Annotated in this window: 18 protein-coding genes; 8 read left to right on the forward strand and 10 right to left on the reverse strand. The window is 64.2% G+C overall.

Going from position 1 to position 19,114, the window contains the following annotated elements; all coding sequences use genetic code 11:
- The first annotated feature begins 19 nt into the window (after positions 1-19).
- From C0V76_RS01865 to C0V76_RS01880, 4 genes are all read left to right on the forward strand, one after another.
- A complete protein-coding gene (locus C0V76_RS01865; protein ID WP_101940652.1) occupies positions 20-919 on the forward strand; it encodes a LysR family transcriptional regulator in 900 nt (299 codons plus the stop codon).
- A gap of 52 nt (positions 920-971) precedes the next feature.
- Positions 972-1,868 carry a DMT family transporter gene (locus tag C0V76_RS01870; RefSeq protein WP_173893958.1) on the forward strand — a complete coding sequence of 299 codons (897 nt, stop codon included), beginning with the start codon at positions 972-974 and terminating at the stop codon, positions 1,866-1,868.
- A 122-nt stretch (positions 1,869-1,990) separates the two neighbouring features.
- Entirely contained in the window at positions 1,991-2,440 is a 450-nt protein-coding gene (locus C0V76_RS01875; RefSeq protein ID WP_101940653.1) for a CBS domain-containing protein, read from the forward strand.
- Positions 2,441-2,610: 170 nt separating this feature from the next.
- Positions 2,611-3,549 (forward strand): cation diffusion facilitator family transporter, encoded by a 939-nt coding sequence (locus C0V76_RS01880; RefSeq protein ID WP_101940654.1) that lies wholly within the window; start codon positions 2,611-2,613, stop codon positions 3,547-3,549.
- Here C0V76_RS01880 and C0V76_RS01885 read toward each other — a convergent pair.
- The 4 genes from C0V76_RS01885 to C0V76_RS01900 are packed head-to-tail and all read right to left on the reverse strand — an operon-like array spanning position 3,486 to position 6,915.
- Positions 3,486-4,382: a DMT family transporter gene (locus tag C0V76_RS01885; protein ID WP_101940655.1), complete on the reverse strand. Its 897-nt coding sequence runs from the start codon at positions 4,380-4,382 to the stop codon at positions 3,486-3,488. The two genes, C0V76_RS01880 and C0V76_RS01885, sit on opposite strands and share 64 nt — an antisense overlap.
- 1 nt (position 4,383) lies before the next feature.
- A complete protein-coding gene (locus C0V76_RS01890; RefSeq protein ID WP_254048173.1) occupies positions 4,384-5,271 on the reverse strand; it encodes a DMT family transporter in 888 nt (295 codons plus the stop codon).
- A gap of 2 nt (positions 5,272-5,273) precedes the next feature.
- The gene (locus C0V76_RS01895) at positions 5,274-5,729 is read right to left on the reverse strand and encodes a thioesterase family protein (RefSeq protein ID WP_101940656.1); all 456 of its coding nucleotides are present in this window, start codon (positions 5,727-5,729) and stop codon (positions 5,274-5,276) included.
- 43 nt (positions 5,730-5,772) lie between these two features.
- On the reverse strand, positions 5,773-6,915 hold the full coding sequence (locus C0V76_RS01900) for an Eco57I restriction-modification methylase domain-containing protein (RefSeq protein ID WP_371459958.1): 1,143 nt from the start codon (positions 6,913-6,915) through the stop codon (positions 5,773-5,775).
- Between the two features lie 82 nt (positions 6,916-6,997).
- Here C0V76_RS01900 and C0V76_RS01905 point away from each other — a divergent pair, with 82 nt between their 5' ends.
- Positions 6,998-8,461: a rhomboid family intramembrane serine protease gene (locus tag C0V76_RS01905; protein WP_101940657.1), complete on the forward strand. Its 1,464-nt coding sequence runs from the start codon at positions 6,998-7,000 to the stop codon at positions 8,459-8,461.
- 65 nt (positions 8,462-8,526) lie between these two features.
- On the opposite strand, the gene C0V76_RS01910 is transcribed toward C0V76_RS01905, so the two are convergent.
- The 3 genes from C0V76_RS01910 to C0V76_RS01920 form a co-directional block, all read right to left on the reverse strand.
- Entirely contained in the window at positions 8,527-9,972 is a 1,446-nt protein-coding gene (locus tag C0V76_RS01910; RefSeq protein WP_101940658.1) for a lipopolysaccharide assembly protein LapB, read from the reverse strand.
- A gap of 174 nt (positions 9,973-10,146) precedes the next feature.
- Positions 10,147-11,676, reverse strand: a complete 1,530-nt coding sequence (locus C0V76_RS01915; RefSeq protein ID WP_101940659.1) for a helicase HerA-like domain-containing protein — start codon at positions 11,674-11,676, stop codon at positions 10,147-10,149.
- A 128-nt stretch (positions 11,677-11,804) separates the two neighbouring features.
- Positions 11,805-12,461, reverse strand: a complete 657-nt coding sequence (locus C0V76_RS01920; RefSeq protein WP_101940660.1) for a hypothetical protein — start codon at positions 12,459-12,461, stop codon at positions 11,805-11,807.
- A 122-nt stretch (positions 12,462-12,583) separates the two neighbouring features.
- Between C0V76_RS01920 and C0V76_RS01925 the strand changes: the two genes are divergently transcribed.
- From C0V76_RS01925 to C0V76_RS01935, 3 genes are all read left to right on the forward strand, one after another.
- On the forward strand, positions 12,584-13,312 hold the full coding sequence (locus tag C0V76_RS01925) for a YebC/PmpR family DNA-binding transcriptional regulator (RefSeq protein WP_101940661.1): 729 nt from the start codon (positions 12,584-12,586) through the stop codon (positions 13,310-13,312).
- A gap of 63 nt (positions 13,313-13,375) precedes the next feature.
- On the forward strand, positions 13,376-14,281 hold the full coding sequence (locus C0V76_RS01930; RefSeq protein WP_101940662.1) for an EamA family transporter: 906 nt from the start codon (positions 13,376-13,378) through the stop codon (positions 14,279-14,281).
- A 12-nt stretch (positions 14,282-14,293) separates the two neighbouring features.
- Entirely contained in the window at positions 14,294-15,157 is an 864-nt protein-coding gene (locus C0V76_RS01935) for a DMT family transporter (protein ID WP_101940663.1), read from the forward strand.
- Positions 15,158-15,160: 3 nt separating this feature from the next.
- Here C0V76_RS01935 and C0V76_RS01940 read toward each other — a convergent pair whose 3' ends face one another.
- From C0V76_RS01940 to C0V76_RS01950, 3 genes are all read right to left on the reverse strand, one after another.
- Positions 15,161-16,537, reverse strand: coding sequence for an exonuclease domain-containing protein (locus C0V76_RS01940; RefSeq protein ID WP_101940664.1), 1,377 nt, complete (start codon positions 16,535-16,537; stop codon positions 15,161-15,163).
- A 66-nt stretch (positions 16,538-16,603) separates the two neighbouring features.
- Positions 16,604-16,789, reverse strand: coding sequence for a DUF3460 family protein (locus C0V76_RS01945; RefSeq protein WP_101940665.1), 186 nt, complete (start codon positions 16,787-16,789; stop codon positions 16,604-16,606).
- 26 nt (positions 16,790-16,815) lie between these two features.
- A complete protein-coding gene (locus tag C0V76_RS01950; RefSeq protein WP_101941017.1) occupies positions 16,816-19,014 on the reverse strand; it encodes a bifunctional (p)ppGpp synthetase/guanosine-3',5'-bis(diphosphate) 3'-pyrophosphohydrolase in 2,199 nt (732 codons plus the stop codon).
- Between the last annotated feature and the right edge of the window lie 100 nt (positions 19,015-19,114).

Genomic DNA, 19,114 nt, shown 5'->3' on the forward strand with positions numbered 1-19,114 from the left:
ACTGTTATACATTTCGTGCATGAGCACTTCGCCCGACCGTTTGCTGCTGACCCAGACCTTCATCCGCATCGTTGAAGCCGGCAGCCTGTCCGCGGCGGCTGCGCAGATGAATACCAGCCAACCGACCATCAGCCGTCGGCTACAGGCGCTCGAGCGCTCGCTGGGCCTGAGCCTGATCTTGCGTTCTACCCATGCTTTGCGCCTGACTGAGGCCGGCGCGCGCTATTACACCCGAGCCAGGGAACTGGCCCTGGCCTGGAGCGAATTCGAATCCGATCTGCGTGGCGCGGTGGATGAGCCGCAAGGCCTGCTCCGCGTAGTGGTGCCGCATGCCTTCGGCCAGAATCACCTGATCGGGCCAATGGCCGCTTTCCTGGCGCGCCATCCGCGCGTGTCGGTTGAATGGCTGCTGCATGACACGCCGCCGGACTTTGTTGCCGAAGGGATCGATTGCGCGGTCCGCGTTGGCGAAGTCAGCGATCCTGCTGCGGTGGCTATCCGCATCGGCGAAGTGCCGCGGGTGCTGGCCGCCGCGCCGGCCCTGCTGGCCGGACGTGCCCTGCCGCAAACGCCGGAAGCCCTGGCCGAACTGCCCTGGCTCGCACTGCTGCCCTTCTACCGCAAGGAGGTGCGCCTGCAGCGTGGCAGTGAGACTCATCTGCTGGCGATTGAGCCCCGCGTCACCACCGACAGCCTCTACGCCATGCGCAATGCCGCGCTGCTGGGGGTCGGCGTGGTGCTGGCCTCGGAATGGCTGTTGCGCGACTCCTTCGCCAGTGGCGAGCTGATCCAGCTGTTGCCGGAGTGGCATGGCGCACCGCTGCCGGTATATGTCACCTATCCCTATGCCGCGTTTTATCCCGCCAAGCTGCGCGCTTTCGTCGAGGCTATGCGCGACACGGTGCGTCTGCTCGGTTGAGGCGGCGCGCGCCTGTGCAACAATCACGGCCCCTGACTGTCCGTCCGCCATCATGCCTGCGCTGCTGCGTCGCCTCGATCAACCGCTGCTCCTGCTGGTCCTGACGGTTCTGTTCTGGTCCGGCAACTGGGTGGTCGGGCGTGGCTTGCGGGCCGATGTGCCGCCGGTGGCACTGGCCTTCTGGCGCTGGGTGATCGCTTTTGCCTGCACCCTGCCATTTGCCTGGCCCTGTCGCGCTCAGGCCTGGCCCGCGCTGCGTGAGCACTGGCCGATCCTTCTGATCCTGGCCCTGCTGGGCATTACCGCTTACAACACCCTGGCCTATCTGGGCCTGCAATACACCACGGCCACCAATGGCGTGCTGCTTAACTCCTTCATCCCGGTGGTGATCCTGGTGCTCGGCTGGGGTTTTCTCGGCAAACCGGTGCATGGGCGTGCGCTGCTAGGCCTTGGCGCCTCGCTGCTAGGTGTGCTGGTGATCGTGGCGCATGGCGAGTTCGCCCGCCTGCTGGGCCTGAGCTTCAATCCGGGCGACCTGTGGATCATGGTCTCGGTCTTCGTGTGGGCGGCTTACACTCTGCTGCTGACGCGCCGCCCGGCCGGGCTGGAGCCGATGCTGCTGCTGGCCTTGCTCACCGCCATCGGCGTGCTGGGGCTGGCGCCCTTCTACCTGTGGGAGCTGGCGCAAGGGCGCAACATTCATTTTTCGGCCGGAGCGCTGGCTGGCATGGCCTATACCGGCATCTTTCCGGCCTTTCTCGGCTATGTCTTCTGGAATCGTGCCGTGGCCCAGGTGGGCGCGGCTACGGCCGGCCTCTTCATCCACCTGATGCCGGTGGCTACGCCACTGCTGTCAGCGCTGTTCCTCGGCGAGGCGCCCCGGCTCTACCATCTGGCGGGTATGAGCCTGATCATCGGCGGGATTTTCATCTCTACGCGGCGCGCCTGAAGTCGCCAGCGCCAGTCAGCGCGGACGATTCGGGCAGGTTGAGCAATGTGCGGCGTTCCGCGCTAAAGTAGCCATACGCACCGCAGTGTGCGGCCCCAAAAAACCGTCCAGAGAGCCCGACCATGACCACAGTCCGCCAGATTCTCGACAGCAAGAAGTCCGCCCAGATCATTTCCGTGAGCCCGGCCTCTACGGTTTTTGATGCCCTGACGCTGATGTCCAGCAAGGATGTCAGTGCCGTGCTGGTGCTCGAGAACGAGCGCCTGGTGGGGATCTTCACCGAGCGCGACTACGCTCGCAAACTGATCCTGCAGGGCCGCAGCTCCAAGGACACGCGGATTGGCGACCTGATGACCCAGAACCTGCTGACCATCTCGCCCTCGCAGACAGTGGATGACGTGATGGCAATCATGACCGAGAACCGCTTCCGCCACTTGCCGGTCGTGGAGCGTGGCCAGTTGATCGGCATCGTCACCATCGGCGATGCGGTGAAGGCCGTGATCGATCAGCAGCAGCAAACCATCAAGCAGTTGGCCGGCTACATCTCGGGGGATATCGCGCCTGGCATGTGAGTTTCGTCATCCGCCACTCAGGGCCGCCCGCGGGCGGCCTTTGTTTTGCCCTGAAGATGAGTCTGATTCTCAATACAGCGTTGATTTTATTGATTAATTTTGATGGTGGCCGGGTTTTTTGAGTCAAGCGGTGGGATAATCGCCGCCGCTCAAATTCAAGCGTGTGCCCCATGAGTCGCAAGAAGAACGTCGCCCTCCTTTCCGTTGCTTCCAATACCCTGCTGATCGTTCTCAAGCTGGCGGCAGGGGTGTTGTCCGGCTCGGTGTCGATTATTTCCGAAGCCATCCATTCGATGATGGATCTGGTTGCGGCGGTGATTGCCTTCTTCGCCGTGCGCTTGGCCGATGTACCGCCTGATGAGGATCATCCTTACGGTCACGAGAAGTTCGAAAACGTGTCGGGCGTGATTGAAGGCGTGCTGATCGTGGTGGCCGCGCTGTGGATCATCATTGAAGCGGTGCACAAGCTGGGCAGCCCCGAGCCGATGCAGGCGGTGGGCTGGGGCGTGGCAGTGATGTTCGTGTCGGCCCTGGTCAACACCCTGGTGGCGCACCAGCTCTACAAGGTGGCGCGTGAAGAGCAGTCGATGGCGCTGGAAGCGGACGCCCTGCACCTCAAGGCCGACGTGTACACCTCACTCGGCGTGGGGTTCGGCCTGGCCGCGATCTGGGCGACCGGCTGGCATCAGCTTGATCCGCTGGTGGCGATCGCCGTGGCGCTGTTCATCCTGAAAGAAGCGGTCGAGCTGATCGCCAAGGCCTTCGCGCCGCTGATCGATGCCAGCCTGCCGAAAGAAGAGATCGAGGCGATCCACGCGGCACTGTCTCGCCATGCGCAGGATTTCATCGATTACCACGAGCTGCGTACGCGCCAGTCCGGCAAGATCCGCCATGTTGACCTGCATGTGCGCCTGCACCGCCACACCACGCTGGAGAATGTGCATGTCCTGTGCGACCGCCTGGAGTCAGAGATCGTGCGTAGCGTCGAGCACGCCAAGGTGCTGATCCATGCCGATCCCTGCAAGCCCGGTTGTGCCTGTAGCGATCAGGCCTTCTTGCGCCCGATCAGCAGCACGCCGGCAATGACCAGCGTTGCGCCGACGAGCTGAATCGTACCCAGCGACTCACCAAGGAAGATCCAGCCGAACAGGATGGTCAGCACCGGGCCGAGGGTGCCGATCATCGAGGTGGGGCCGGCGCCAATGCGGCGCATGGCCACCGCGATTAGCCAGATCGGCAGCACCGTCGACACCAGTGCCATGGCGAGGCCCAGCGCATGTACCTGCCAGGGCTGGATGAGATTCGCCAAGGGCCGCATCACGGCGAACTGGGCGAGGCTCAGGAGGCAAGCGATGGTCGAGGCGAAGGCCGCGACACGCGTTGCTCCGAGGGTCTTCACCTCCTCGCCGCTGAGCATCAGGTATAGCGCATACGAAAGTGTGCTGCCGAAGACCAGCGCGCAGCCAAGCAGCACATTGCTGCCAGCGTGGGCCGGATCCAGATCATGGCCCACGGCCAGCGCGATGCCCAGATAACACAGGCCCATCGGCAGATACAGCGCACGGGCCATCGGTTTTTTCAGGAACACTGCCGAGAGGATCACGACCAGGGTCGGGTAGATGAACAGGATCAGGCGTTCCAGCGCAGCCGTGATGTAGTGCAGGCCGAGGAAATCCAGATAGCTGGCGAGGTAGTAGCCGGTGAGGCCCAGCACCCCCAGCATGCCCAGATCACGACGCGAGAGCGGGCGTGGTTCGCGCCGTGATACCGAGATGCCCATCGCAATGAAGAAGGGCAGGGCATAACCCATGCGCAGCGCCAGAAGGGTTTCGGCATCCACGCCGTAGCGGTAGGCCAGCTTGACGAAGATTGCCTTGAAGGAAAAGCACACCGCACCGAGTACGGCGAAGGCGAAACCGGAAGCCTGGGTCAGACGCAGCATGTCAGCGGTTTTTCGTACGCAGCCAGGCCTGCAGCTCGTTGAGCAGCAGTGCGCCGATGACCACGCTGCCGCCCTGCAGGGTCGCCATCGAGGGCACTTCGCCGGCACCGAGCCAGGCCCATAGCGGTCCGAACAGGGCTTCGAGCAGCCCCAGCAAGGCAATCTGTGGTGCCGCGAGGCTGCGCGCGGCGACCACCATCAGCATGCAGGGCAGACCCAACTGGAAGAAGCCGAGGCTGGCGAGGATCAGCAGATCGTGCGCCGTAGCCTCTAGCGGCCAGGCAAATGGGAGCATGGCCAGCGCCGAGAAACAGGCGCCGAGGCATACCGCCGGCACCAGATCCACGGCATGCCCGGAACGCTTGAAGAGGATCACGTTGGTCGAGGCCGCCAGCGGCACCACGAAAGCCACGCCCATGCCGAGCAGATCGCGTGCACTACCGGCGGCGACCCCGCCGGCGAAAATCCAGGCCATTCCACCAACGGCCAAAGCAATGGCCAGCCAGGTCGCCAGCGCCACTCGCTCGCGTAGCACCAGCCAGGCCAGCAGGGCGGTCACTAGCGGGGTGGCGCTGCTCACGACCAGGGTGTTGCTGGTGCTGGTGAGGGTCAGGGCGAGCATGAAGCAGGAAAAGGTGATGCCCCACATCAGCCCCGAGGCGAGCAGCGAGCGGCTCGGCCGGCGCAGGCTGGCCAGGGCGGCATGGCCGTTGGTGGCGGCCAGCGCGGCGATCACGAAGGGCGCGCAGAAGGCGCTGCGCCAGAAGGTCACCTCGAAGCTGCGGGCCGCATCCAGATGGCGCGTGAGCACGCCGGCAATGCTCCACAGCAGGGTGCAGAGCAGCATCACCGCGATCGCGGCTGGGCGATTCAGGCGTCGCGTGAACATCCTCAGCTGCTGCCCAGCAAGGCGTCGATCTCTGCGGCCTCGCCGTCTTCCTCGACCACCGGGAAGCTGGCGCGTACCGAGTCGAGGATGGGCATCGGCAGACCGCTCTTGAGGTCGATGAAGACCCAGGCGGTTTCGGCGCGGGCCAGCACCTGCCGGTCACTCTCACGCCAGAACAGGTATTTGCGCGTGCTGCTGCGCTCGCCTACGCCAGCCACCCAGGTCAGCAGCGTGATCGGGTCATGCAGCACGGCAGAGCGCAGGTATTCGATGAAGTGCGAGCGGATCACCCAGCTGCAGCGCTCCTTGAAGTAGCGCTCCATCGGCCAGCCCAGATCGGTGGAGTGAGCAATCGCCACATCCTGCATCCAGCGCAGGTATTCGATGTTATTGACATGCTTGAGCATGTCGATGGATTCGGGCGGAACCGTGAAGCGATGGCGGTAGATGCGGGTCATGGCCGGCGGGGGAAAGACATACCGGCACGTATTGTGCCATGCATCAAGCCGGCAGCAGTTCGCTGAAGGCCTCCGGCAGCAGGCAGGTCTGCAGGCTACGCTGGGTGAACAGGAAACGCCCGTCGCAGACGAAGCCCAGCTCTTGCCAGTCGACGGCGGTATTGAGCAGCGCGATGGCGCGGTCGAGGTCCAGCCCGGCATGGTGCGGGAACAGGGCCAGGATGGAGCCATCGAAATTCCGGCAGGGATGCGTGAAGAAGGGTTGGGCGCGGCGCGTCTTGCCGTTCACATAGATGCGTGGTGCATCGCTTACCGGATGACGCCGGCCCCAGCGCCACCAGTTGCTTTCGTCGAAGGGCTTGATGCGGCGGGCTAGCAGCGCCGCTTTGTGAGCCTCGAGGTGGGGGTGCTGGATCTCGTAGAACATGCGCCGGGTTTCGCCGGTTTCGATGCTGCGCGAGCAGACGAAATCGAGATTGCCTTCCGGGTGCGTGAAGATCGCATCCGCGCCGGAGACCGCACCCACCTTCACGTCAAACAGGCTGGCCAGTGGCAGGGCATATTCGCCGCGCAGGAACATCAGCTGGCCGTCGACCAGCGCGAAACGGCGGCCGTCGTGCAGGCGGCGGTCGAAGCGATCCTTCTCGAAACGGAAGATCGCGCAGTTCGGCACGTAGGCACCGAAGATGCCGCTGTCGCCAGTCTCGATGAAATCGGTGATCGTGCCCTGTTCGAAAATCCAGGCGTTGAGCTTGCGCGCCGCGGTGAGCTTGATGAAGTCGCGCGGCACGATGAAGATCAGCTCGCCGCCGGGTGCCAGATGGCGGATGCACTTCTCGATGAAGAACAGGTAGAGGTTGCTGCGCGAATCAAACAGCGCCATGTCCAGCCGGGCGCGAGTCTCGGGCAGGATGTCCTGATAGCGCACATAGGGCGGGTTGCCGATGATGGTGTCGAACTTCTCGCTTGGCGGGTAGGCGAAGAAATCCATCTGCAGGGCGCCGGCTGGGGCCACCCGGCCATCCAGCTCGATCGCTACGCAGCCCGGCAATGCGTTTGCAAAGGCGCCGTCGCCACAGGAAGGCTCCAGCACCCGACCGCGATTGCGCCGCAAGGCCAGCATCTGCGTCACCACGGCGGGTGGCGTGAAGACCTGACCAAAATGTTCGACGGGGTGGAAGGGCACGGCGGTGGTGCGCGAAGCAAAGCGCGCATTCTACTCGCGTGGGCGAGCCCCCCGGCGCGCCAGCCGGTAGAATGCCGTCACCATGTTCATGATGCCCTGGATAGCCCGCCTCACCCGCTCGCGCCTGCCGCTGGGGGTGATCCTGCTGGTGCTGATCAATCTCTTCGTGTTCTTCGCCCTGCAATCGCGGGACGAGAAGCGCTACGAGCTGATGGTCGACTACTACGCCGGCAGCGTACTGCCGAACATCGAGTTGCCGGCCTTTGAAGCCCATCTGCGCAAGGAGGGCGAGAGCAAGAAGCTCAAGCGCCTCGAGGCCATGAAGCAGGCCAAGGCCTTGTTCCCCGCCCTGCGCATGATGGAAGCCGACGACAAGTTCATGCGTGCGTTGCATGCCGGGGAGGTGGTCACCGATGCCCATCTGCAGTACGAGGACTGGCTGCGTGCCCGTCACCAGTTCGAGGCCATGCAGGCGCGCCTGTTCACCGAACGTTTCTCTTTCGACGGTGAGCATCCGAAGTGGTACACCGCCATTACCCACCAGTTCCTGCACGGCGATCTGGGCCACATTACCGGCAATCTGGTGGTGCTGATCCTGATCGCACCGGCGGTGGAAGCACTGCTTGGTACCGTGCCCTTCCTCGTCGTCTACCTGCTTGGCGGGCTCGGCGCGGTGGGCATGCACTGGCTGCTGATGTCTGGCGCGGCCGGTTCGCTGGTCGGCGCTTCGGGCGCGATATCGGCCGTGATGGGCGCTTTTGCGGTGCTGCTGGGCATGCGCCGGATTCCCTTCTTCTACTTCGTCTTCTTCTACTTCGACGTGGTGCGTGCGCCCGCCTTGCTGGCTTTGCCGCTCTGGCTGGCCAATGAGGCGATCCAGTTCGTGTGGTTCTCCGGCAGCTCCAACGTGGCCTATGGCGCGCACTTCGGTGGCCTGCTGGCGGGGGCTTTGCTGGTGCTGCCGCTACGCCGCGCCGCTCTGGCCCGGCTGCAGGCGGTAGACGAGGAGGGGAGCGATGAGGAAACGGCGGACGGCAAGCCGGCGCCACGCCCGGCGGCCGAACTGGCCGTGCTCGAAGCGCGCCGCCTGATGGCTGCGCAGCGTTTCGACGATGCCCGGCGTGCCTACGCGCGGGTGGCGCGGGAAGCTGGCAGTCGCGTCGACTTGTTGCGCGAGAGCCTCAATGTGGCACGGCTGGCGCCTGCCAGTGCCGAGTACCACGCCATCGTGTCCAGCGCCTTGGCCAGCAAGGGTCAGGATGCAGCCAGCCAGACCCTGGTGCGCGAATGCTTCACGGAATACCTCAAGCAGGCCAAGCCGCGGCCGCAACTGGCGCCCGAGCTGATCGCCGTGCTGATCGAGCGCTTTGCTGAAAGTCGCAGCCTGCCGGAGCTGGAACGTTGCGCCCGCCTGCTGCAGGCGAGTGCACCGGCGCATCCGGGGCTGGATGTGATCCTGGCTCGCTGCGTGCAGGTCTTGCGTGCAGGTGGGGCCTTGCAGCCCGCGATGGAGATTGCTCAGCTACGCAGCGCAAAGCCCATGTAGGTGGGGCTGCAGCCGCAGCTCCTGTTACCTCGCCGGGCTACGCCGGCCGAAGCCGGCCCGACTTCTCAAGCTGCGGGGGCTGAAGCCGCGTTCTTGCGCATGCGGCGAATGATGTCGCGCAGGCGCAGCGCCTCTTCCACGCGCGGGTGTTGCGGATAGCGGTTGCACAGGGTCAGCAGGAACTTGTCGGCCAGCTCGTCCTTGTGCAGATCGTCGCAGAGGATGCTGCCCCCGAGGAAATACACTTCGGGTAGCAGAGGATGATTGCGGAACTGCTTGTCGAAGCCGTTGAGGATGTCCATCGCACGCTTCGGCTCACGATTGGCACGGGCGGCTTCGGCCAGCTGCAGCACGTGGCTGGCCTCTTCCAGCCGGAACTCGGGCTGGCGCTCGCGGCAGCGCTGCCAGGCCTCCAGCGCGCCCTTGCCCTGGGCGTTGCGCAACATCAGCGGGATCAGGCGCAGTGAGTGGTTGATCAGGCGATCATCCTTGCCTGCCAGGTGCAGTAATTTGTTGTAGCGCTCCTGCGCGGCGATATTCTGCGGATCAAGGCGCTGCGCCTCGTAAGCGACTTCGAGCGCCTGATCGATCTGTCCCTCTGCAATGAAGGCCGCGATGCGCTCGGATTCCTCATCGCTTTGCGACTTCACCGGGGCCTTGCCGCGCCGGCCCGGCAGCACTTCCACTTCCAGCCCCAGCGCCTCGTGATACTGGTAGAGCACATAGCCCAGCATGTTGAAGGCGATCAGGGTGAAGTGCATGGCGACTGCCGTGATCAGCCAGATCACGCCCGCCAGGGTTGGCTTGATGGCCGGGAAGAAGTTGCGGATGCCTTCCATGGCAGCCTCGAAAGCCACTTCATCCTGCGCCTGGAAGGCCTGCTGGGCAGCCGCCTGGAGAGCCTGCCATTTCATGAATAGCGGCAGCAGCTTGGCTTCGCCCATCTGCATGACGAGGAACATCTGTCCGGCTGACAGGAAGAACAGGAACACGCATAGCAGCGCATAGGGCTTGCCGACGCCGCTCATGACATCCCAGCTGGCGGCCGGATTCAGACCGGTGCCGAGACTGCGGCTGACCACCATGGCCATCAGCGCGGCCGGGGTCACCACGGTGACTGCGAAGTTGGCGAACATGCCCATGGTTTCGCCCAGCAGCGCCGCGATCAGGCCGACGAAGAAGGCCGGGATCACGAACAGGGCCATGATCTTGTAGGGCATGTGGGCCAGCGAATCGTCCGGCAGGGGCGAGTAATCCGACACCGACAGGCGCCCGACCGAGGTTTCGTGCAGCACGCGGCTGCCGAAGCGCAGCAGGAAGACCCAGGCCAGCAGGGACAGGCCGCCGATCAGCACGACCAGTGCGCCGGGGCTGGTGCCGAAGGCACCCAGTGCCGGGATGGCCGCGAATACCAGCACACGCCACAGGGCGGAGGGTTGCAGCGGGAACAGGAAAAAGCGCGGCACGCGGGTCCAGAACGGCGCAATCAGGGAAGAGGTGCTGCTAACCATGCTGTGCGCTCCGCGCGAATCCGGTAAACCCCGGATTATGCCTAGCAGATGCCACCCTGCCCACTTGGCTTAGGGGCATTCCGGTGCGAGATGCTGCAAATTTCACGCCCCGGCCATGATTTCGGCAGGGGCTTTTGATGCCTTGCCCAGAGGCTCTGGCCCCCCGGACTGAGCTCAGCGACGCTTGCCGCCCAGAATGGAGCCCAGCACGCCGCGTACGATCTCGCGGCCGATGGAGCTGCTGATGGTGCGGGTCAGGGTCTTGGCGGCGGTCTGTACGAGGCCGTCGTGCTGACCGCCGCGTGGGCCGGTCTTGCCAAAGAGGATCTCGCCGAGCGCGCCATCAAGCAGACCTCCGCCCGCTTGCCCGGCTGGGGCGCCGGGCGCCGGGCTGCCGGCGGGGGCAGCGCCTGTCGCGGGGGCTGCGCCGGCACCGGCGCGCAGCTTTTCATAAGCCGATTCGCGATCCAGTGCTTCTTCATAGGCGCCATACACCAACGATCCGTTGATGGCGGCGTTGCGCTCGTCCGGCGTCAGCGGACCGATGCGCGAAGCCGGTGGCAGCACGAAGGCTCGCTCGACGATGGCGGGTGTGCCCTTTGCGTCAAGGAAGGAGAGCAGGGCTTCGCCCACGCCAAGCTCCATGATCGCGGTTTCGGTGCTGAACTTCGCATTCGCGCGCATGGTCTCGGCGGCGACTTTGACGGCTTTCTGGTCGCGCGGGGTGAAGGCGCGCAGCGCGTGCTGCACCCGGTTGCCAAGCTGGCCGAGGACTTTCTCGGGCACATCGAGCGGGTTCTGGGTCACGAAGTACACGCCCACGCCCTTGGAGCGGATCAGGCGCACGACCTGCTCGATCTTGTCGACCAAGGCCTCCGGCGCATCCGAGAACAGCAGATGGGCCTCGTCGAAGAAGAACACCAGCTTTGGTTTTTCCAGATCCCCCGCCTCGGGCAGGTTTTCAAACAGCTCGGCGAGCAGCCACAGCAGGAAGCTGCCGTATAGCTTGGGCGAGTTGTAGAGCTTGTCGGCGGCGAGGATGTTGATCACGCCGCGGCCCTGCTGGTCGGTCTGCATTAGGTCCGCGATGTTGAGCATTGGCTCGCCGAAGAACTTGTCGCCACCTTGCTCTTCCAGCGTGAGCAGGCCGCGCTGGATCGCGCCGACGCTAGCGGCGGAGACGTTGCCGTAGTCGGTGGTCAACTCGCGACCGTGCTCGCCGACCCACTGCACCATGGCGCGCAGATCCTTGAGGTCCAGCAGGAGCAGGCCGTTGTCATCGGCGACCTTGAACACGATCTGGAGCACACCGGCCTGGGTCTCGTTCAGTGACAGCAGGCGGGCCAGCAGCAGCGGACCCATGTCCGAAATGGTGGCGCGCACCGGGTGGCCTTGCTCACCGAACACGTCCCACAGTGTGGTGGTGAATTTTGCGGGCTCCCAGTCCGTCACGCCCAGCGCATCCAGGCGCTCCTTGAGCTTGGGTTTGAGTTCGCCCGCTGCGCCGATGCCGGAAAGATCGCCCTTCACGTCGGCTAAAAAGACTGGCACGCCGATGCCAGCGAAGGACTCGGCCAGCTTCTGCAGGGTGACTGTCTTGCCGGTGCCGGTGGCGCCGGTGATCAGGCCGTGGCGGTTGGCAAACTGGGGCAGCAGGGCAAGATCAAGTTCTCCGCTGCGGGCAATGACGAGGGGCTTGGACATGGATTCTGGCCTCGGAAAGAGTGAGCGTACTGATACCTGCGGAATGTAATCCCCGCTGTTGCAGACTGCAAAAAAAACGGGCGCGATGAACGCGCCCAGAAGGGGGGAAACCGGGAGGATACGAGCGGCTATTCCTTGCAGCTCGCCGTGCATTGTTCGAAGGCGCTCTGGCAGTTTGCGGCGCGGCCACAGCTGTAGAGCTTGTTGCCGCACGCCAGGGTGCAGTTGTTCCACTGTGGCGTGGCATTCGGCGCATCGAGCTTGAGTGCGTTACCGCTTGTTTTTGCCTTGGCCTTGGCGGGCTGGGCGCCGGAGCAGCCGGCGAGTTCCAGGCTGCGTGCCGGGCCCGGCACCAGCGGCCAGACTTCCGGCGAGAGCTCCAGATCGCTCTGGATGGCTTCGACACCGGCGTTGCCTTTGAGCAGGCCGGAGCGTTGCAGGGTGTCGAAGGCCCAGCAGTCGGCGCGCTTGACCTGCTCAGTACTGCGCTCGCGATCAATCGGCTGGCCCAGGCGGGTGATCGCGCAGGCGTGGGCATAAAAGAAGGCGCGGGTTTCGGGCAGTAATTGCGGCATCAGGCTCGGGTTGTAGGCGATCACCCGGTTGCCTTCCAGCAGCAGGACGTCGACCAGTTGGGGCAGGGCCGGATCTGCTTTGCTGGCGACCGGGCGATTCATGCCGTCGGTGCAGCCGGCGAAGCTGAAGTTAACGGTGGGGGCGGCCAGCGCTTGGGCGCTGCCCAGACACAGCAGCAGGCTGGCGAACAGGTGGAACAGGGTTTTCATGACTTTCTCCGGCGGATGAACTGAATCTAGCAGGGAACCCCTGCTCCTTCGGCTGGCTGACTGATAGGCGGCTGTATAATCCGGACCTTTGCAAATCCAGCCTAATTTAACAGGGGAGCACCATGGCCGGTCATTCCAAATGGGCCAATATCCAGCACCGCAAGGGGCGTCAGGATGCCAAGCGGGGTAAGGTATTCACCAAGCTGATCAAGGAAATCACTGTTGCCGCCAAACTGGGCGGCGGCGACCTGGGCAGCAATCCGCGCCTGCGCCTGGCCGTGGAAAAGGGTAAGGCCGAGTCCTTGCCCAAGGACAACATCGAAAACGCCATCAAGCGCGGTACTGGGCAGCTCGAAGGCGTGGTGTATGAAGAAGCGCGCTACGAAGGTTACGGCATTGCTGGCGCCGCAGTGATCGTGGACTGCCTCACCGACAACAAGGTGCGCACCGTGGCGGATGTACGCCATGCCTTTTCCAAGTACGGTGGCAACATGGGCACCGATGGCTGCGTGGCCTTCCAGTTCAAGCACTGCGGCACCTTGCTGTTTGCCCCGGGCACGAATGAAGATGCGCTGATGGAGGCCGGCCTCGAAGCCGGTGCCGAAGATGTGGTGACCAATGACGACGGTTCGATCGAAGTCATCACCGGGCCCTGGGAATTCACGGCGGTGAAGGAGGCGCTTGAGGCTGCAGGCTTCAAGGCTGAATTCGGCGAAGTCACCATGAAGGCGCTGAACGAAACCGAACTGGGGGCGGAGGAGAGCGTGCGCATGCAGAAGCTGCTCGATGCGCTGGAATCCCTCGACGACGTGCAGGATGTGTATACGTCCGCAGTGATGGACGAAGCCTGATCCCTCGTTCATGCTTTGCCCGGAAGGCGGCGCATTCTGCGCCGCCTTTTGTTTGGAAGCCGAATGCCCCTGACCCCGTTGCTGCTCGTTCTGCTGGCCGCTCTGATTCATGCCAGCTGGAATCTGATTGCCAAGAAATCCGGCGGCGACGCCCGCTTTGCCGTGCTGACCTGCCTGACGCTGGCCGTGGTGTGGGCACCGCTGGGGGGCTTCATGGCCTGGCGCGATGCCGGTGCTTACGGAGCGCTGCAGTGGGCCCTGATCGTCGCCAGTGGCGTGCTTCACATCGTCTATTACCTGTGCCTGCTGCGGGGCTATCGGCTGGGTGATCTGTCGGTGGTGTACCCCCTGGCGCGCGGCACCGGGCCGCTGATCACGGCACTCGTTGCAACGAGTTTCATGGGCGAGAGCCTGCGTGCGCTGGGCTGGTTCGGGGTGGCGGGAATTGTTGGCGGCACTTTGCTGATTGCGGGGGGCCCCGCCCTGTTGAGCAGGCTGCGCGCCCAAACCGATTCGGTGTCCGAGCAGGCACGGCTGCGCGCCGGTCTCGCGTACGGCGTATTGACGGGCATTTTCATTGGCGCCTATTCCTTGCTGGATGGCTATGCCGTCAAGCATGCAGCGGTGTCGCCGATCCTGCTCGACTACCTGGGGAACCTGGCGCGCTTGCCACTCTTGCTGGGCTTGATGCTGCTGACGCAGCGTGAAGCCGTGATGAGCCTGCCGGCGTACTGGCGCCAGATGTGGAAGCCGGCTTTGCTGGTCGGCGCGATTTCTCCGGTGTCGTATGTCATGGTCCTGTACGCAGCGACCATGGCGCCGCTGTCGCAGGTCGCACCGGCGCGTGAGTTGTCGATGCTCTTTGCTGCCTTGCTGGGCGGCCATCTGCTGGGCGAGCGCGATGCCCCCATCCGCCTGCTCGGCGCAAGTTGCATTGCGCTGGGCGTGCTGCTGCTGACCCAATCCTGAACCGGAATCATCATGCTTGAACGTTTGCTGGCCCCCGTCTTCGTCCTGCTCTGGAGTACCGGTTTCATCGGTGCGAAATTTGGTCTGCCTTATGCCGATGCTCTGCATTTCCTGAGCGCCCGCTATGTGCTGGTGATCGTCTTCATGGGGCTGGCGGCGTTGATCTTCCGGGCGCCCTGGCCGCGCGATCCGCGCCGGGTGCTGCACATTGCGGTGGCGGGTGTGCTGATCCAGGCGACCTATCTGGGCGGGGTTTTCGTGGCCATCCAGCAAGGTCTGCCAGCAGCGCTGACCAGCCTGATCGTGGGCTTGCAACCCATCCTCACCGCGCTGGCGGCTGGCATTCTGCTGGGCGAACGGGTCACTGGCCGCCAGTGGCAAGGCCTGGCTTTGGGTTTCATCGGTGTGCTGCTGGTGGTGAGCAATAGCCGCAACCCCGGCCTCAATCAGGCCTGGCAATGGTCAGCATTGTGGCCGGCGGTGATTGCGTTGCTGGGCATCACCTTGGGCACGCTGTACCAGAAGCGTTTCTGCCCGCATTTCGATCTGCGCAGCGGGGCGGTGATCCAGTTTGCCGCCAGCCTGCTGGTGACCCTGCCGTTGGCCCTCAGCTTTGAACCGCGCAGCATCGAGTGGACGAGTAGTTTCTGGTTCGCGCTGCTGTGGCTGGTGCTGATGCTGTCGGTGGCGTCGATCAGCGTGCTGAATCTTTTGATCCGGCGCGGCTCGGTGGTGAAGGTGACGAGCCTGTTCTATCTCACCCCGGGCGTGACGGCCTTGTGCGCCTGGCTACTGTTTGACGAACGCCTCGGAGCCTTGGCCCTGCTGGGCATGGCGCTGGGCGCGTTCGGGGTGTGGCGCGCCCGCGCCAGCTGAGTCTCAGAGCGGCTGGATGCGCGCCTGATTGCCGGGCACATTGAGCCAACGCGTCAACATGCGGTAGACGTCGGCATCGAAGCGGCGGGGCGGTGGGCTGGCCAGCAGTTCGGCCAGAGTGGTCTCGTCGCAGGCACTGCCGAGGCGGCACCAGTGATCGAAGACCTGGACTTCACTGCGCTGAGTGCCTTCATGGGTTTCCGCCAGCAGTACAGCACCACGCCAGGGCCAGGCCGTGAGGCGCAGGGCTGCCATCACGGTCGCCAGGCGCAGATCGTGTACGCGGGTGTCTTCGCGGCCCACGCAGACGCCGTGGCAACGCCCCAGATGTACTGCCTGACAAGGGCCACCACCCACTTCCAGACCGATCCGGCTGGCGCACAGCTTGTGTTGGCGGGCCAGCTCCTGCAGCGCGGTGCGTGCTTCGCGTTCGCCACGGAAGCAGCCGGAGATGTCGGTCCAGCCGGCCGGGTCCGTGCCGCTCAGATCGGCCAGTTCCAGTACCGGCGCTTTCAGGCTGTGGCGCAGCCAGCGCCAGCCAAACGCGGCAGTGGCCGGCTGCTCGCGCAATTCGCGGGCTAGCTGCAACTCTTTGAGCTGGGCGCCGAATTCGCCAGCGCAGGGGAAGCTTGCCACGTCATGCACTGCTGCCGCGATCTTCTTGTTCTTGGCGCTGGCGCGCCCGGCGGTGAAGAAACCCAGCACCTGTGAGCGCAGATCGCGAGCGCGACCAATCTCCAGCACCTGCCCGGTGGTGGAGCGGAAGACGTAAGCGCCGGGGCTGTCCGGCAGGGCTTCGAGATCGCCGATCGGCAGGCGTGGCACGCTGCTGGTGGCAAAGGCCTTGTCCCAGGCGCGCTGCAGGCGTTCGCTGTCGGCGCGCCCGCGTGCGTCCTGCAGGAATTGCCAGACGATGCGCGCGTCATCCAGTGCGCGGTGGCGGGCATCGATGGTGTAGCCATGGCGCGCGATGATGGCATCCAGCCCGTGTTTGGCGAACTCCGGGTCGAGGGCCCGCGAGAACTTCACTGAGCACATCACCGGTGCATCCCAGGCGAGACCCAGTTGCTCGAAGGCGGCACGCAGGAAGTTGTAGTCGAAGCGTGCGTTGTGGGCGACGAAAACGGCATTCGCGAGCTTCTCGCGCACGCTCTCGGCTAGCGCCGAGAAGCCCGGCGCATCGGCCACCATCGCGTCAGTGATGCCGATCAGTTCCTGGATGCGTTCCGGGATCGGCATGCCTGGATTGACCAGGCTGCTCCACTGCTCGATGAGTTCTCCGTCCTCAACGACAAGGATTGCGATCTCGGTGATGCGGTCACGGCTGGGGTCGGCGCCGGTGGTTTCGAGGTCGACGATGGCGAGGCGGGGGAAATGCATGCGGTGTCGGGCATGGGGAGCAGTGGATCGGAGCGTATGAGGCCCGACTTGCCACTCCCGCAAACATCATTCCTGAGAGAAATACGGATAGGCTTTTTGCGCCACTTTCGATTCGGCATTGGCCTGCTGCTCAGCGGGCGCTTGCGGCTTGTCCCACCACAGGGCGCGGCCTTTCTGCTTTTCCTGCAGCTCTTCCGGATGCTGCTCGAGCCAGCTGTTCATGAACTGGGTGAATTCGGAAACGTAGGGCATGGTCTTCTCTCTCTGTTTCTTGGGGGTCAGCGTTTTTCGGCGGCTTTGTCGCCGTTGCGGTCGCGCACGATGCGCACCACATCCGGGATGTGGCGCACCGCGCGCATGATGCGTGCGAGATGCGGGCGGTTCTTTACCTGGATGGTGAAGTGGATGATGGTATCGCCACCATGCTCGCTTTCCATGTTCACATTCTGGATGTTGGCTTCCTGATCGGCGATCGCCGAGGCCACGCGGGCCAGCACGCCACGGCGATGGTGGATCAGCACGCGGATGCCGACATCGAACAGGCGATCGCCGCCAGCCTCCCACTCCACGTCCACCCAGCGGTCGCGCTCGGAGGAGTGATTGCGGGTCAGCACCGGGCAATCGTTGAGGTGTACTTCTAGCCCCTGATCCTTGCGCAGCAGGCCCACGATCGGGTCGCCCGGGATTGGCCGGCAGCAGCGCGCCATCTGTATCGCCATGCCCTCGCCACCCTGGATCAGCACCGGAGTGGGGGTGCGCGGGCGGGCCGGTGTTTCGCCGTCACTGATGGCCTTCTCCTCCTGCAGGTCGGCCAGGCGCCGCGCCACCATCGCGGCCAGGCGCTTGCCAAGGCCAATGTCGGTGAAGATCTCCTCGCGCAGCTTGCACGAGAACTCCTTCAGGAAGCGATCCCAGGCCGTGGTGCCGATATCCGACAGGTGCAGGCCGATGTGCCGCAGAGATTGCGAGAGCAGGCGCTCACCTAGATGAGTGGCCTCTTCCTGATGCACGGTCTTCAGGAAGTGGCGGATCTCGGCCCGTGCCTTGCCAGTGCGTACATACGAGAGCCAAGCCGGATTCGGGTGGGCATGCTGGGCAGTGGTGATTTCGACCTGGTCGCCATTCTTGAGCTCGCTGCGCAGAGGGCGCAGCTCGCCGTTGATGCGGCAGGCCACGCAGCGGTTGCCCACATCGGTATGAACCGAGTAGGCGAAATCGACGGCGGTGGCGCCGCGCGGCAGGTTGCGGATTTGCCCGGCCGGGGTGAACACGAAGACTTCGCCCGGAAACAGGTCGATTTTCACGTGCTCGAGGAATTCGGAAGAGTCGCCCGAGGTGGATTGCAGCTCGAGCAGGGATTGCAGCCAGTTGTGCGTTTTGTGCTGCAGATCGGACAGGGATTGCGCCGTGCCATCCTTGTACAGCCAGTGCGAAGCCACGCCGGATTCGGCTACGGCGTGCATCTCGTTGGTACGGATCTGTACTTCCACCGGCAGGCCGTTGGGGCCGATCACCGTGGTATGCAGGGACTGGTAGCCATTAGCTTTGGGTAGGGCAATGTAGTCCTTCATCTTGCCCGGCACCGGCTTGTAAAGCTCATGCAGGGCGCCCAAGGCGAGGTAGCAGCCGGGGATGTCCTTGACCAGGATGCGGAAGCCGTAGATATCCAGCACCTGCTCGAAACTGAGGCGTTTCTCGAGCATCTTGCGATAGATGCCGAACAGATGCTTCTCGCGCCCATACACCTCGGCATCCACGCCCCAGACCGGCATGCGTTCACGGATGCTGGTCATCAGGCGCATGATCAGCTCGCGCTGATCCCCACGCACGGCCCGCAGAGCCTTGCCCAGCACGCGATAGCGCATCGGGTGGGTGTTCTTGAAGGCCAGTTCCTGTAGCTCACGGTAGAGCGTGTTGAGGCCCAGGCGATTGGCGATTGGAGCGAAGATTTCCAGCGTTTCGCGTGCAATCCGGCGGCGCTTGTCCGGCCGCACGGCGTCCAGCGTGCGCATGTTGTGCAGGCGGTCGGCCAGCTTGATCAGGATCACGCGTACGTCGCGGGCCATGGCGAGGAACATCTTGCGATAGTTCTCGGCCTGGGCCTGCTGATAAGTCTGGGATTCGATGCGGTCGAGTTTGGAGACACCATCGACCAGCTCCGCGGCCGTCTTGCCAAACTGTCCTTCGATGTCGGACTTGGTGACGTGCGAATCTTCCATCACGTCGTGCAGCAGGCCGGCGATCAGGGCCTGGGCATCGAGGTGCCACTGGGCTAGGGTTTCCGCTACAGCCAGCGGATGGAAGACATAAGGCTCTCCGCTGATGCGGAACTGCCCGGCGTGAGCATGCGAAGCCAGCTCAAAGGCAGCTTCGAGACGTTCGACATCTTCGGGTTTGAGATAGCGTGCAGCCTGGGTACGCAGGCGGGCGAACTCTACGGCTTCGTCGAAGCCGTTGTCAGCCGCTGCGCCGAACATGCCCGAGGTGGGCAGGGCCGGCTGCGGCGGGCTGAGTGGGGCAAGAGGCCTGGGCTCCATCGATTGCTCTCCGGGTGCTGGCGACAGGCCCCTGTGGGGC

The organism is Uliginosibacterium sp. TH139, assembly GCF_002855595.1.
Classification (GTDB): domain Bacteria; phylum Pseudomonadota; class Gammaproteobacteria; order Burkholderiales; family Rhodocyclaceae; genus Uliginosibacterium; species Uliginosibacterium aquaticum.